The sequence below is a fragment of the Streptococcus parasanguinis genome (assembly GCF_009717775.1).
Lineage (GTDB): Bacteria > Bacillota > Bacilli > Lactobacillales > Streptococcaceae > Streptococcus > Streptococcus parasanguinis_AG.
Map to the genome: position 1 here is coordinate 527,202 of NZ_WMZF01000001.1, position 13,793 is coordinate 540,994.

General features: G+C 40.6%; 16 protein-coding genes. All 16 read right to left on the bottom strand.

The window, feature by feature from the left end:
- Positions 1-375 carry a DUF1149 family protein gene (locus GMC92_RS02675; protein ID WP_003001888.1) on the bottom strand — a complete coding sequence of 125 codons (375 nt, stop codon included), beginning with the start codon at positions 373-375 and terminating at the stop codon, positions 1-3.
- A gap of 224 nt (positions 376-599) precedes the next feature.
- Entirely contained in the window at positions 600-1,037 is a 438-nt protein-coding gene (locus GMC92_RS02680) for a hypothetical protein (RefSeq protein WP_049472526.1), read from the bottom strand.
- Positions 1,038-1,172: 135 nt separating this feature from the next.
- Positions 1,173-2,255, bottom strand: coding sequence for a hypothetical protein (locus GMC92_RS02685; RefSeq protein ID WP_155199642.1), 1,083 nt, complete (start codon positions 2,253-2,255; stop codon positions 1,173-1,175).
- Positions 2,256-2,312: 57 nt separating this feature from the next.
- Positions 2,313-2,750: a hypothetical protein gene (locus GMC92_RS02690; protein WP_155199643.1), complete on the bottom strand. Its 438-nt coding sequence runs from the start codon at positions 2,748-2,750 to the stop codon at positions 2,313-2,315.
- Between the two features lie 274 nt (positions 2,751-3,024).
- Complete coding sequence (locus GMC92_RS02695) at positions 3,025-5,001, bottom strand: PTS fructose transporter subunit IIABC (RefSeq protein WP_155199644.1); 1,977 nt, start codon at positions 4,999-5,001, stop codon at positions 3,025-3,027.
- A complete protein-coding gene (gene pfkB, locus GMC92_RS02700; RefSeq protein ID WP_155199646.1) occupies positions 4,998-5,909 on the bottom strand; it encodes a 1-phosphofructokinase in 912 nt (303 codons plus the stop codon). Before pfkB ends, GMC92_RS02695 begins: the two co-directional genes overlap by 4 nt.
- A complete protein-coding gene (locus tag GMC92_RS02705; RefSeq protein WP_003001800.1) occupies positions 5,906-6,649 on the bottom strand; it encodes a DeoR/GlpR family DNA-binding transcription regulator in 744 nt (247 codons plus the stop codon). Before GMC92_RS02705 ends, pfkB begins: the two co-directional genes overlap by 4 nt.
- Positions 6,650-6,878: 229 nt before the next feature.
- Positions 6,879-9,200: a CAP domain-containing protein gene (locus GMC92_RS02710; RefSeq protein WP_155199648.1), complete on the bottom strand. Its 2,322-nt coding sequence runs from the start codon at positions 9,198-9,200 to the stop codon at positions 6,879-6,881.
- Between the two features lie 137 nt (positions 9,201-9,337).
- The gene (gene trmD, locus GMC92_RS02715; RefSeq protein ID WP_070449023.1) at positions 9,338-10,054 is read right to left on the bottom strand and encodes a tRNA (guanosine(37)-N1)-methyltransferase TrmD; all 717 of its coding nucleotides are present in this window, start codon (positions 10,052-10,054) and stop codon (positions 9,338-9,340) included.
- Positions 10,044-10,562 carry a ribosome maturation factor RimM gene (gene rimM / locus GMC92_RS02720; RefSeq protein WP_021153302.1) on the bottom strand — a complete coding sequence of 173 codons (519 nt, stop codon included), beginning with the start codon at positions 10,560-10,562 and terminating at the stop codon, positions 10,044-10,046. Before rimM ends, trmD begins: the two co-directional genes overlap by 11 nt.
- Before the next feature lie 36 nt (positions 10,563-10,598).
- Positions 10,599-11,381, bottom strand: a complete 783-nt coding sequence (locus GMC92_RS02725) for an alpha/beta fold hydrolase (protein ID WP_155199650.1) — start codon at positions 11,379-11,381, stop codon at positions 10,599-10,601.
- Between the two features lie 75 nt (positions 11,382-11,456).
- Entirely contained in the window at positions 11,457-11,789 is a 333-nt protein-coding gene (locus tag GMC92_RS02730; RefSeq protein WP_070587376.1) for a MazG nucleotide pyrophosphohydrolase domain-containing protein, read from the bottom strand.
- Positions 11,790-11,831: 42 nt separating this feature from the next.
- Positions 11,832-12,071, bottom strand: a complete 240-nt coding sequence (gene kphA / locus GMC92_RS02735) for an RNA-binding protein KphA (RefSeq protein WP_003001620.1) — start codon at positions 12,069-12,071, stop codon at positions 11,832-11,834.
- 20 nt (positions 12,072-12,091) lie between these two features.
- Complete coding sequence (gene rpsP / locus GMC92_RS02740) at positions 12,092-12,364, bottom strand: 30S ribosomal protein S16 (RefSeq protein ID WP_003007475.1); 273 nt, start codon at positions 12,362-12,364, stop codon at positions 12,092-12,094.
- A gap of 123 nt (positions 12,365-12,487) precedes the next feature.
- Positions 12,488-13,177, bottom strand: coding sequence for a pyrimidine 5'-nucleotidase PynA (pynA, locus tag GMC92_RS02745; RefSeq protein WP_155199652.1), 690 nt, complete (start codon positions 13,175-13,177; stop codon positions 12,488-12,490).
- The gene (locus GMC92_RS02750) at positions 13,177-13,671 is read right to left on the bottom strand and encodes a YkgJ family cysteine cluster protein (RefSeq protein WP_003001664.1); all 495 of its coding nucleotides are present in this window, start codon (positions 13,669-13,671) and stop codon (positions 13,177-13,179) included. The genes pynA and GMC92_RS02750 overlap by 1 nt, the downstream gene beginning before the upstream one ends.
- Positions 13,672-13,793 lie beyond the last annotated feature (122 nt).

Sequence of the window (13,793 nt, forward strand, 5' to 3'; positions counted from 1 at the left end):
TTAAAACTCCAAATTAATACCCGGTAAATCGAGGGCAATTTCTGTGACTTCGTAAGTCAAACGGTTGAGCATATTCAAGCAAGGGCGAGCCAATTCTTCCACTTCGTCTTTGCTGAATTCACTTGGTTCATTGACATAACGACCAAACAAGTGGTTGATTTGAGTGATGGTTCCGCTGATCACAAAACCGTCAAAAACGATCATATAGCTCAAGATGACAATCAAAGAAGTTGTGTTTTGTTCTTGATCACGATTGATCAATTGAAAGTTTACATCTACTTTTGTTTCAGGGATGCCATTTTCTTTTTCCCACTCAAAATTACGAGCATCATAGTGGTATTGGCTGACAAATTCTTTTTCACGTTGAATATCCATTTTTATTCTCCTAAAAATATGCGATAGGCTTATTATATCATAATTCAGCTCAAGATACCAACGCCGACTGAGGTGATTTTTTTGCTAGTACAAGAAGAAAAGGCAGGGGAAGTTTGGCCATTCTTTAGACAGTGGATAACTAGTTTTGCTTTATTCTTCGCTTGTTTGGCTTATTATTATTTTGTAAGGATCTAAAAAACAAGATAAAGACTTTTGAATGACGATTAGTCATAATAATACCAACCGCCATCCCTATAAATTCTTATGGGTTGCATCTCATAAATTCCAAATTCTTTTGGTGTGCTGGTAGCATTATCTAAAGAAAAGCCAACCATGAATTTCGTTTGTTCATTCTGATTCACCTTTCCTCTAAGAGTTAACATATAGCCACCACCTTGAGGTGTTCCATTGCCTACTTGTCCAACTTCCATACTATCCCAATCAAACTGGACACTATCAACTTTCGGGCTCAACGATTTTACAAAATCAGCCATATCTTTTTCCTGTTCCTTTAAATAAGCCAGTTGCTTCTCTTTCGCACTGAGTTGCTTACTTGCTTGGGCGTCATTTGTAAATATATTTTTCTTTTGATTCGTAAGGATCACACCCCCTGCTATTACAGAGGTAATAGCTAAAAGAATGATCAGTTTCCCTTTTTTCATGATCCGTCCTCCTAGAAAAGGAAAAGTTGTTACAATTATAACGAAATCTGATTTGATTGGCAATTTTCTTTACTAGTTTGTGAGGTTGAAAAAAAGAAAGACCGGAGACCCGACCTTTCTCTGAACAAAGAATACCTAATGGCGCTCGACCAAAACCTGACGTTGCTTGTTTAGCTCATCGTCCTTTTGTACATCATAATATCTGTCAAACTCATCCTTGGTATTCACTTGATGGACCAGACCATCAGAACTCAATTCTGCTGGAATCGTAATTCCTTCATAGAGATTCGTATTATCAGGAACGAAAAGTTGGTACAAGTCGATAAACTGTTGAACATTGCCGTAAACTCTATCATTTTCAAGTTTTGAGTCTAAAAGGATGTAAAATTGAGAATCTTTTTCTGACAATAATTGATATACTTTGGGAGAATATTTTTCTAAAACGCTTCCTTTTAGATACTTTTTATTGAACATTATTTGATTTTGATGGTTCCAATCATAATACGAAATCGTATTTAATTTACTATTCATATCTGACAGTCGTTCTCTCAATTCACCTAGAGCTACACTAGGTATCTCAGTATTCTGATCTTCTTTATGATCTTCCCATTCTATTGTTTTAGTTTCCAAATTCATCCAAACTTGTTTTCGATAAGAAAGATCATGGCCAGATTCATATGTAGAAATAGGTAAGTAAAATTTACCATTCATTTCAGCAATATTTCCTATGGCTGTTGGGACATAGTTAGCATTGTATTTCGCAAACAGTTTATAGAGATCTACCTCTGATTCTTCTAATTTCTTATTTGCTATTTTATAAATTGATAATGTGTAGTAATTTTCTGAGTTATTTTTTGATGACATTATTTTAGGCTTATAGGAATCAAGCTTCATATTCTCTCTAACAATGTAATTTTCATTGGATGCTCCATGTATATTATTTAAATAGTTCCTGCTGGTTTTTGAACCATACTTTAATACTAAGTCATCTTCCTTTTTTGTTTGGCTCTTCCAATGAACTGCGACACCTCGACCGTCCTCTAAAAATTCATAGGAATCAATTTTCCATTTCCCAGTATATAAAAATAACTTTTCATATTTATCACGCTCCTGCTTGGCTTTTTCTATTTTTTGCTGATGTTGATAGGCAAAAAGTCCAAAAACAGCGACTGCAATTGCTAGAACTAACGAAACAACAATAATAATTTTCTTTTTCATTTATCCCTTTCCCTTTTCTACTAAAAATCTAATCCATTGCAAAAGTTTTTTAGGGATCTATTCGTCAAAATATTCGCCTCCTACACGAAGTGGACTACCGCTACCAAAACCTTCGATTAAATCTTTCTCGCCATTTTTACCGTCTTTTAAATAGACCAAAACACTCCAACTTGAATTTTGGATATGATTAAATCCTCCATAGACCATAAGAATTTCGCCACCTCCTTGTGGCGTACCATTTCCTATCTCATCCCATTGCGTTTCATCCCAAGCAATCTGGACAGATTCAACTTTAGGACTTAACGATTTTACAAAATCTTCAATTTCTTTCGCATGCTTCTTTACATCTTCTAACTGTTGTTCCTTAGGACTGACTTGATTCGCTTGATGACTACTAATTGAAAACAAGTTTTGATATTGAGAACCGATAATGGCCACTCCTGATAACGCAATTGCTGTAAATCCCAATATGAGAACTTTCTTCTTTTTTCTCATTGATCCTCCAAGAAAAATGCTTTCTACTATCATATCGAAATCTATAGAGATAAGCAACTTCATTACTAGTTGGTATTTTTGCGCAATAAAAAAGGGAGTGGGAAAGAACTCTGACTAATTAAAAGAGTTCGTATTCCCACCCCCGCACAGTTGATTAGGTCATCTTTGGAGCTTATAAAGTGAACAAAGATGCCAATCAACCACTGCGTCATATATTTATTTTTATAAGACTTCAAAGGCTGGACGATTTTTGCCCAGCCTCTTTTAGTCATATTTAGTTTTTAGGTTTGCGAAGCAATCCGAACAAGATACCACTTACGACAGCACCGATCAACACGAACAAGATGTAAAGAAGTGGATTTGATGTAAGGGCGATAACGAAGATACCTCCGTGAGGAGCCATAAGTTTCAAGCCTGCAAGACCAACAAGGGCACCTGTCAAAGCTGAACCTACGATGAAGCTTGGAATCGCACGAGCGGGGTCAGCTGCACCGAATGGAATGGCACCTTCTGTGATGAAGGAAAGACCCATAACAATGTTAGTCAAACCAGAATCGCGTTCTTCTTTAGTAAATTTGTCTTTGAACAAAACTGTAGCTACAAATACTGCCAATGGAGGAACCATACCAGCTGCCATAACTGCCGCCATAACAGTAGAACCACCACCAGAAAGAGCTGAAGCTGTCAAAGTACCTGTACCAAATACATAAGCAGCTTTATTAACTGGTCCACCCATATCGACAGCCATCATACCACCGACAAGAAGACCAAGAAGAACTGCTGAACTTCCTCCAAGATTTGTAAGGAAAGTATTCATTCCAGTGTTAATAGCTGACATTGGAATGTTCAATACAAACATAATTGCTGCGGTAAATCCAACACCAAGCAATGGCAAGAGTAGGATTGAACGGATACCGTCGAGTGTACGTGGAAGACCTGCAAGAACTTTACGAAGAACAAGAATCACCCCACCTGCAAGGAAACCACCAACCAAGGCTCCAAGGAAACCGGAACTTTGTGCGGCAGGAATAGTTGCTTTAGTAGCTCCGTATGCAACATTTCCGAGGGCAGCACCGCTGTCAGCAATAGCACCTGCTACAAAACCAGCAACCAAACCTGGTTTTTCTGCAATAGAGAATCCAATAAATCCTGCAAGAATTGGTAACATGAAACCAAAGGCAGCTTTACCAGCAGTCATGAAGTAAGCAGCAGGCTGGTTATAAGAACCAAGTTGTTTCAAAGACTCAAGGTCAGTTGGTACACCCATAACTTGGTCAATCAAGAAGGCAAGGGCAATCAAGATACCACCACCGATAACGAATGGAAGCATTTGAGAAACCCCACTCATCAAGTGTTTGTAGAAGGCTCCACCCAAGCTTAATTTTTCTTGGCTAGCGCTAGCTTGTGCAGCATTTTCAGCGTGGAAGACATCTGCTTTGCCATCCAAGATGGTTTGGATCAATTCTTCTGTCTGACGGATACCGGCTGCGACTGGTTTAGAGATCAATTTTTTGCCATCGAAACGAGCGGTTTCAACTGCTTTATCCGCTGCAATGATCACTCCCTCAGCTTTGGCGATTTCTTCAGCTGTCAAACGGTTGCCGACACCTGATGCACCATTTGTTTCAACACGAACTGTAACACCCATTTCTTCACCTTTTTTGATGAGGGCTTCTTCTGCCATGTAAGTGTGGGCGATACCCGTTGTACATGCTGTTACGGCAACGATGAGAGGTTTGTCAGATGAAGCTGCTTCTTTGACCGCTTCTGCTTTTTTCGCTTCTTCAGCGGCAGCTTCTTGCTCCTCTGCATCAAAGGCTGCGATCACTTGATCAGGAGTGCTGGCTTGGCGAAGTTTGTCCGCAAAACCTGGTTTCATCAAGTACTTAGACAATTCAGCAAGGGCTGCCAAGTGAGTGTCGTTTGCTCCTTCTGGAGCTGCGATCATGAAGAACAAGTCTGTTGGTTGACCATCAAGAGAAGCATAGTCCACACCCTTGTTTGATTTTGCAAACAAGACAGTTGCTTCTTTGACTGCTTCATTTTTGCTGTGGGGCATAGCAATTCCGTCACCCAAACCAGTTGAAGTTTGTGCTTCACGGTTCATGATTCCAGTTTTAAAGGTTTCAAAATCTGTCACCACACCATTGTCAACGAGCGATTGGACCATCTCATTGATCACGCCCTCTTTATCTGTTGCCTGAAGGTCAAACAACATTACGTTTTTATTTAAAACGTCTTGAATATTCATAGTTTTTCTACCTCTACTTTTTCATAAGTTTCTTGAATATAGTCAGCTGTCGCCAAGTCATCTGAGAAGGTGGTTGCTGTGCCACAAGCCACGCCCCATTTGAAGGCTTCGATAACATCTCCCGTCGTTGCGAGCTTCCCTGTGAAGCCTGCTACCATGGAATCCCCAGCCCCAACAGAATTCTTCACTTGCCCTTTGATTGGTTTTGCGAAGTAAGTACCGCTTGGACTGACAAGGAGAGCACCATCACCTGCCATGGAAATAATGACGTTTTGTGCACCTTTGGCCAAAATTTCTTTGGCATAGCGTTCGATTTCTGGCAATTCCGTCAAGGTCACGCCAAAAATATCTCCCAACTCATGGTTGTTTGGTTTAACCAATTGCGGATTAAACTCCAAGGAATCAATCAAAGTTTGCCCTTCAAAGTCGCAAACGACTTGTGCACCTGTCGCACGAGTTGCTGCGATCAATTGTTTGTAAACAGCATTTCCAAGTGAAGATGGGGCAGATCCTGCAAAGACTACCACATCATCTGCTGTTAAGCTCGATAAGATGTTGAGCAATTCTTGCAACTGAGCTTCCGTCACTTCTGGGCCATTCCCATTGATCTCTGTTTCCTCATCAGCTTTGATCTTGACATTGATCCGTGTATCTTGGTCCACTGTCACAAAGTTGGTTGAAATGGCTTCGCTAATCAGTACGTCTTCAATGAAGCGTCCTGTGAAACCACCGATAAATCCAGTCGCTGTGTTCTCGATATCGAGACGCTTCAAAACACGACTGACATTGATTCCCTTACCACCGGCGAATTTATCTTCTGAAGCCATCCGATTGACCGCTCCGGTCTCTACATGATCGAGACGGACAATATAGTCAATTGCTGGATTCAGTGTAACTGTATAAATCAAACCTCTATAACCTCCGTTTTTTCTTTTAAAACCTTTAATCGTTGCGGTTCACATTGATTGGTGATAATCATGGCTCGCTTGATAGGAGCCACTTTGACAAAGGATGTCACCCCAATTTTTGAATCATCCGCTAGGATATAGGTTTTTTTCGCATTTTCGATAATCGCACGCTTGACAGATCCTTCTTCCAGGTCTGGAGTGCTGTAAAATTCATCATCGATTCCATTCATTCCAAGAAAGGCCTTGTCAAAGTTCAACTGACCGATCTGATTGAGCGCAATCCCTCCGATACTAGCATCTGTAGAAGATTTTACCTTCCCACCGATGATGACCGTTGGAACATTTCGCTCGACCAACTTGGTCGCATGGTGAATCGAGTTGGTCACCACGGTTACCGTTGGATTGACAATTTCTTGTACCAAAAGTTCATTGGTCGTCCCAGCATCGATAAAGATCACGTCATGATCTTTGATCAATTCCGCTGCTTTTACCGCAATCTTTGACTTAACTTGAATGTTTTTGATAGATTTTTCTTTATTGCTTTCTTCCTCTTGAAGAAAATGCAGGCTTTCCGCACCGCCGTGAACCCGGCGAAGTTTACTTTCAGCTTCTAATTCATCCAAGTCACGTCGAACCGTTGATTCAGACGTTCCAAGCTCTTGTACAAGGGTTTCTAAGGAAACAAACTTTTCCTTCAATACCTTCTCGAGGATGAATTGTTTTCGTTCAGACTTAAGCATTTCTCCTCCTTTTGCAATCGATTACAAGGACTATTATACTCCATCTCCAAAAAATGTCAACACTTTTTATCATTTTCTGTCATTTTCTTTCAGAAATTCTAAAAATGTACAAAAAATGAGCAGGAAAGAACTCATTTTGTTAAGCGAGTTCTTTTCCCACCCTCATCTATCTTCTTTGAAGAGTTTAAGCAATAAAGTGTCTAAGCATTCACTCTATCTTCGGTATGGCTTAATCATTTTTTGAAGATTGTTTCTTTTTCTTGAAACCAAACAATCCAGCAAGTAGCCCAACGGCAACACCTGTTGTTGCTACTGCATATTTAGATGAATCTGATCCTGCTACGGCCTGGCTGTTTTCTTTTTTAGGCTTGATTTCTTCCACTTTGGCTTCTTGTTTTGGAGCTGGAGTAGCTGTTGGTGCTTGCACTTTCGGACTATTGGTAGTTGTTGGAAGAACCGTTGGTCTATCCGGGAAAGTTGTTGGATTGCTTGAGCGGATATCCATTGGCATATCTGCAGCTTCTAAAATAGCTGGATCTATCCGTGAGGCTAGATCTTCATATTGGGAATTCAACAGTTCCACGACACTTTGATAAGATTGAAGGGTTGTGAATTCTGCTTCCAATTTTTCTTTTTTATTCTCTAAATTAGCCACCGCAGCTGATAAAACAGATTGGGCTTTGACCAATAATTCTGGAGCATTTTTAAAGTCAGAAAGACGTTTTTCAGCAGCAACTAGGCGCTCTTGAGCTGCCTTCAAGCCCTCATGCGCTTCTTGAACGACTTGGGCTTTTTCTGCTTCTTCTGCTTTTAAACGATCTAATTTCTCACGCGCAGCCGCTAACAAATCTTTGGCTTTTTGAAGGGCTGCTTCTTTTGGCTGGATAGCTGCTTCAATCCGACCTCGAGATACATCAAGAGTCGCCTTCGCCTTTTCAACCGCATGGTCCTTGCTGACAAGAAGAATCTTGTAATTTTGGATGGTCTTTTGGACATTGGCCATCTCTACTGTCACATTTGAATTGGCATGGCGGGCATCTTCTAATTTGCCTTGCAAGATAATGATTTGAGACTCTTGATTGGCCTTGTCCAGCTTGAGATTAGCGACTTCATCAGATTTGGCTTTCACATCTGATCTTGTCGTCGTGGCCCCAGCTCCCTGACGCAATTGGTAAGCGAGTGCACTGGTTGACACTGCTGAATTGATTGGGCTGTGTAAGAAAGCTGCTTCTGACATAGCATTGCTTGGGTCATAAGCCACTGATAAAGCTGTCGCTTTGTTGTCTACCATTTGGAGGTAGTGACCAACCTTAGCAAAGGCCTCAGCACCAATCTTCATATAGATATCGTTGGCATCGATTTGAGTTTCGTCTGTTGGTAGACCATATTGAGCCGCTACTTCTTGATAAGCCGCTTTTTCATTGTACCAAAAGTCAACCGCCCCAGCAGGTGAGAAGCCATAAGCAATGTTTTCGTTTGGCAAATACTTAAACATATGCCAGTTGGCTTTCTTGAAGTATTCCAACTGTACTTGGCTGGCAGGAAGGGAATAAGGATCCAGCTCCAATTCAGGCAAGCCGGCATTGCGACGATAGTTATTAATAGCATCAGCAATTTCAAGAGCTCGAAGGTTGGCTTGCAAAGATCCAGACTCTCCAACCGTCAAGTCGTCTTCTTCACGACCACGCTTGTAAAGGGCTAAAGCACTTGCTGCAGCTTCATTGCCATTGTCAGCCAAGTGTTGCAAGTAGCCTTCGTAGGTTGCTTGACTCAACTGGACAGGGCTATTGGCCGCTGCTTGTTCTAAGGCTGCCAATTCTGCTTCCTTGGTTGCGATGACCGCTTTCAAATCTGTCAGACGCGTTTGAGCCAGTTGAATATCGCTCTCAATTTGAGCCACTGTGTCAGCCCCATTCTGCTGACTCGCTTGCAAGGTCGCGAGATAACTCTGAGATTCTCGAATACTTTGCTCGACTTGGCTTTGCTCCAACAAAGCCTGGTTGAGCACATTCTCATCATTTGAAATCGGTGCTTTGGCTTGGTTCAATTCATTTTGTGCTACATCGACCAAAGATTCCTGAGCAGTAACCTGATTTTCCTGTTGACGAACAGCTTCTACAACTTGATCATGTGCAGCTTCTGCTTCTCGAACCTTATTTTCTTCGATAGTCACATAAGCTTGAGCCACCTTGACGTCATTTTCTGCATTCTGAACTTGGGCATCCGATGTCGTTGCGATGAGGTTTTCCGCATCCGTCACTTCTGCTTTCTTTTCTTCCAGTTCTTGTCCAGCAGCCTTGACTTCCGTTTGAGCATCGATCACTTTTTGCTCTTGGTAGTGGACATCTTTCACCACTTGGCCTTTTTGAGCTGTAATTTGCTTCAACTCATCGACCGTAATTGGTTTTTCGAATACTTCTGTACTGTTGGTTTCTGCATTTTCATTTTGCTTCACCTCTTCGGCACTAGCCTTGTGATTAAACATACCAGATAGGACCGTTGTTGCGGCAATCCCCGTCGTGAAAACCGATTTTCCTAATTTCTTTCCCATTAAACTCACCCCCAAAACTGAATCATTTCTTGAAGTTTCTCTACCCCTTAGCATACCACATTTTGTTACCAATAACTAGTAGGTTTAAAAAGTTTTTTTCATAAAATTTTGGAGCAAAAGAAAAACAGCTGACGCTGTTAGTCTTCTTGTTTAATTTGTTCCAACATCTTCACTTCTTCTGCTGTCAACTCATAGTTTTCTAGCAAGTCTGGCCGACGTTCTAAGGTCTTTTTCAAACTCTGATAGAGGCGCCACTGACGGATATTTTCATGATGACCACTCATGAGAACATCGGGAACTGTCATTCCTCTGTATTCATAAGGCCGTGTGTATTGAGGGTATTCTAGAAGTCCAGATGAGAAACTATCATCCTGGTGACTGGACTCTTTGCCGATCACCTCTGGAATCAAGCGGACTGTCGCATCAATCATGGTCATGGCAGCAAGTTCCCCACCTGTCAGCACATAATCCCCCAGTGAAATCTCATCCGTTACCAAGGTCTTGATCCGCTCATCGTAGCCCTCATAGTGACCGCAGATAAAGATCAATTCATCTTCTTGAGCTAATTCTTCAGCATAAGATTGGTCAAAAGTCCGACCAGCTGGATCTAGCAAGATCACTCGCGGATTCTTTTTTTCGATGGCATCAAAGGTATCGAAGATTGGCTGAGCACGTAAGAGCATACCTTGCCCCCCACCATAGGGTTCATCGTCCACATGCCGCGCCTTCTCAGCATTTTCACGGAAATTATGGTAGTTGATCTCAAGGAGTCCCTTTTCACGCGCCTTTCCGACAATCGAATGCTCCAAAGGTGAAAACATCTCTGGAAAGAGAGTTAAAATATCAATCTTCATCGTCTAACCCTTCTAAGATGTCTACATCCACCCGATTTCCTGGGATATCAATATTGAGGACCACTGGTGGGATATAAGGGAGGAGAAGGTCACGTTTTCCTTTGCGTTTTACGACCCAGACATCATTGGCACCTGGTTGCAGGATCTCCTTGATCTGACCGATCAGCTGGTCATTTTCGTAAACATCAAGGCCGATGATCTCATGGTAATAAAACTCGCCATCCTCTAAATCCGTCAAGTCTTCTTCTGCAACCTTGAGGCTAAAGCCTTTGAATTTCTCGATGGCATTGATATGGTACATATCCTTAAACTTGATGATATCAAAGTTCTTGTGCTTGCGGTGACTAGCAATGATTACCGTTTGGACAAAACGATCCTTTTCATCAAAGAGAGCCAACTCTGCTCCTTTTTTAAAGCGCTCTTCCGCAAAGTCTGTCACAGACAAGACCCGCATCTCACCTTGTAAGCCTTGGGTATTGACAATTTTCCCAACATTAAAGTAGTTCATTTTATTATTTACATTCCTCTTTTAATTAGTTTATCACTACAAGTCTCTAATAATAGTTGCAATTTTTTCCGACTCTGACCACTGTAGATAGTGATGATTTCCACCTAGAATGAGTTTTGTTTTAGTACTCCAATATTCTGAATCTCTGTACTCTTTTTCTCTATATGCCTGACAAAATATGAAAATAGGAATATTATCTGCTAAGAACGAACTATCAAAATCTTCAGCAGTAATATTTACAGATAGCTGAAATCCAGGAACTTGCTTTCCAAATTCTAAGCTCTTTTCTTCCATCAATTTCCAAATCAGTTTTTCAGTTTCAGCTTCAAATGTTGCTTGAGTTAGCCCCTTAAAATAATTTTCCGGACCACATTCTTCGATCATTCTCATTTGCTCTTCCATTTCTGGATAAGGATTTTTTGAAAAATCAGCAAACATTATATTTTTGGTTGTTGGTTCAATTGCTATCAAAGCTTGACACTTAATTGGTTTACTCATTAACTTTAAAGCCAAAACACCACTTAAACTATGAACACAAAGTATATAATTGGAAATTTCCAATCCCTTCAGGATTTCGTATACCGCTTCAACAAGATTATCCAAATTAAGTCCTGTTTGACTATGAATCGGACTCCTACCTGTATTCGGAAAATCAATCGTTAAGTAACCCATTGAGGAAGGAAGTTTTTCAAGTATTGGTAGGAAATTTTCATAACTTGGTATCAAACCAGCACCATTTAAACAAACTAGTATTTTATTTCCCTTTTTATAAGTAACAGATAGACAACCAATCTTTGTAGATACTTCAAATCGGTTCATATCAAAATAACTCCTTCTGAACAACCATTCACTTAACATTCTTAGGTTTTATTTTATCACGTTCAAGGGATTTTCTCAAATGCCCTTTTTTACTAAAAAACCTTCCAAATCTTGTTCATGCTGATACTTGATGGCTGCCTTCTTGTCTTTTTCAAAAATGGTCTTCGTTAGGTCGATATGGTTAATAGCTGCAATTGCCACTGTGTAGTGAATGACATCTGCCAACTCCTTTGCCAATTCCTCGTTTGAATCTTGGACACCCTCTTTTCTACCTGAACGTCCATTTAAAACCTCAGCGACTTCTCCAACTTCTTCTACTAGTTTGATAAAAAGTCCTTCTTCTGTTCTAGATTGTTGGTAATGATCAAGTAAGTATTCCTCTAGTTGTCTAACTGTTAAATCTCTCATTCCTTCTCCTTGCAAAAAAAGCGAGACCTTGTCCCGCTTTTCTTATTTTTCGTCAATAACGATTCTTACTTTTTTATCTTCAGTTGGGACAGAGTAGACAATCGTTCTTATCGCAGAAATGGTGCGACCTTTTCGACCGATTACACGACCAACATCGCTAGGATCAAGGTCAAGATGGTACTCCAAGAATTCAGGAGTATCTTCGATCTTGATGGTTAAAGCATCCGGTTGTGAAATCAAGGGTTTCACAATTGCAATAATGAGATTTTCAATCGTATCCATACATCAACCTACTTAAAAAATTATTTTGAGAATTTAGAATCGTGGAATTTCTTCATCACACCAGCTTTTGAAAGGATGTTGCGAACTGTATCTGAAGGTTGAGCTCCATCAGCCAACCATGCAAGAACGCGGTCTTCTTTCAAAGTTACTTGGTTTTCTTCAACAAGTGGATTGTAAGTTCCAACTGTTTCGATGAAACGTCCATCACGTGGTGAACGTGAATCTGCTACGTTAATACGGTAGTAAGGTTTTTTCTTAGAACCCATACGAGTCAAACGAATTTTAACTGCCATTTTTATAAGTCTCTTTTCTATATTTTAATTTTCGGTGAAATAGACAAGCTATTTAGCACATGATCTATTATAACACATTTTATAGACCTGTCAAGAAAAAAACTTGACAGTATTTAAAATTTTTTATTTTATCAGTAAATCGGCGATTTCTTGATAGTTGCGAACGGTATAAGTCGGCACTACCTGGCTAGTATTTTCCTTGTGATCAGGATTATACCAGACGGTATCAATCCCCGCAGCATTTCCTCCTGCGATATCCGCCGTCAAGGAATCACCGATCATGAGGGTCTCTTCCTTGCTAAAACCTGGAATCAGTTGGCCAACTTTGTCCAAAAATGCAGGTTCTGGTTTCTGAGTATGAAGCTGCTCAGAGATAAAGACCTCTTTGAAATAAGAAGCAATTGTAGAATGAGCCAAGCGTCCTTCTTGAATGGCAGTCACTCCGTTCGTTGCACCATAGAGCTGGTAACCTGCTTTTTCAAGTCGAGCCAGTAAGTCCTCAGCACCGGGGAAAGACTGCCCTTGAAGACTGATGTAATCTTGGTAGTGAAGAGCCATCTCAGCCCCATCAACAGAAATCCCAAAGTGGGCAAACCCAATCGCAAACCGACTATCCACTAGTTCTTGCTTGGTCAATTTCTTTTGTTCCAAATCCTTCCAAAGACCTTGGTTCATGGGTTTGTAGTAATCCTTAAAGGCCTGTACATCTGGAAAATTCATGTCTTCTAACATCTGCGTCAAGGCTGTTTCTTCAGCAGATTCAAAGTCCAACAAGGTATGGTCCAAATCAAAAAGTAAAAATGTATATGCCATTACAAACGATCCTTCAATTTTTCTACAAATAAATAAGCTGCTGGGCAGGTGAGGGTATTCTTGATGGTCAGATGGTTGATCTGATAAATCTTCTTGCGATCGGTGTGAGGGAATTCCCGACAAGCTTTTGGGCGTACATCATAAATGGAACAGAGATTGTCCCCACCAAGAAAGGGGCAAGGCATGGATTTAAAAACCTTGTCCCCATCTTCGTCAACTTGAAGAAATTCTGCCTCAAAGGCAGGAAGCTTCATCTTGAAATATTTGGCGATCCGCGTGATATCCGCTTCCTTAAAATCGGGCCCTAAGGTTTTGCAGCAATTAGCACAAGCCGTACAGTCGATTTCTTGGAAAACTTCATCGTGGATTTCCTGCGCTATTTTATCTAAATTCTTAGGTGGCTTCTTCTTGAGATTTGCCAATACCTTGCGGTGCTCCTTTTGCTTTTGGAGAGCTAACTGATGGTATTTTTCAATATCAATTTCCTGTGTCATCCTCTATTTCCTCTTCTAAACAATAGAAGCATTATACCACAAAGACTGTGAAAAAGGGAGTGGGACAGAACTCCGAGAAATTCAAAGAGTTGAAAAGATTCCCCAAACCTTTTCAATCTTCC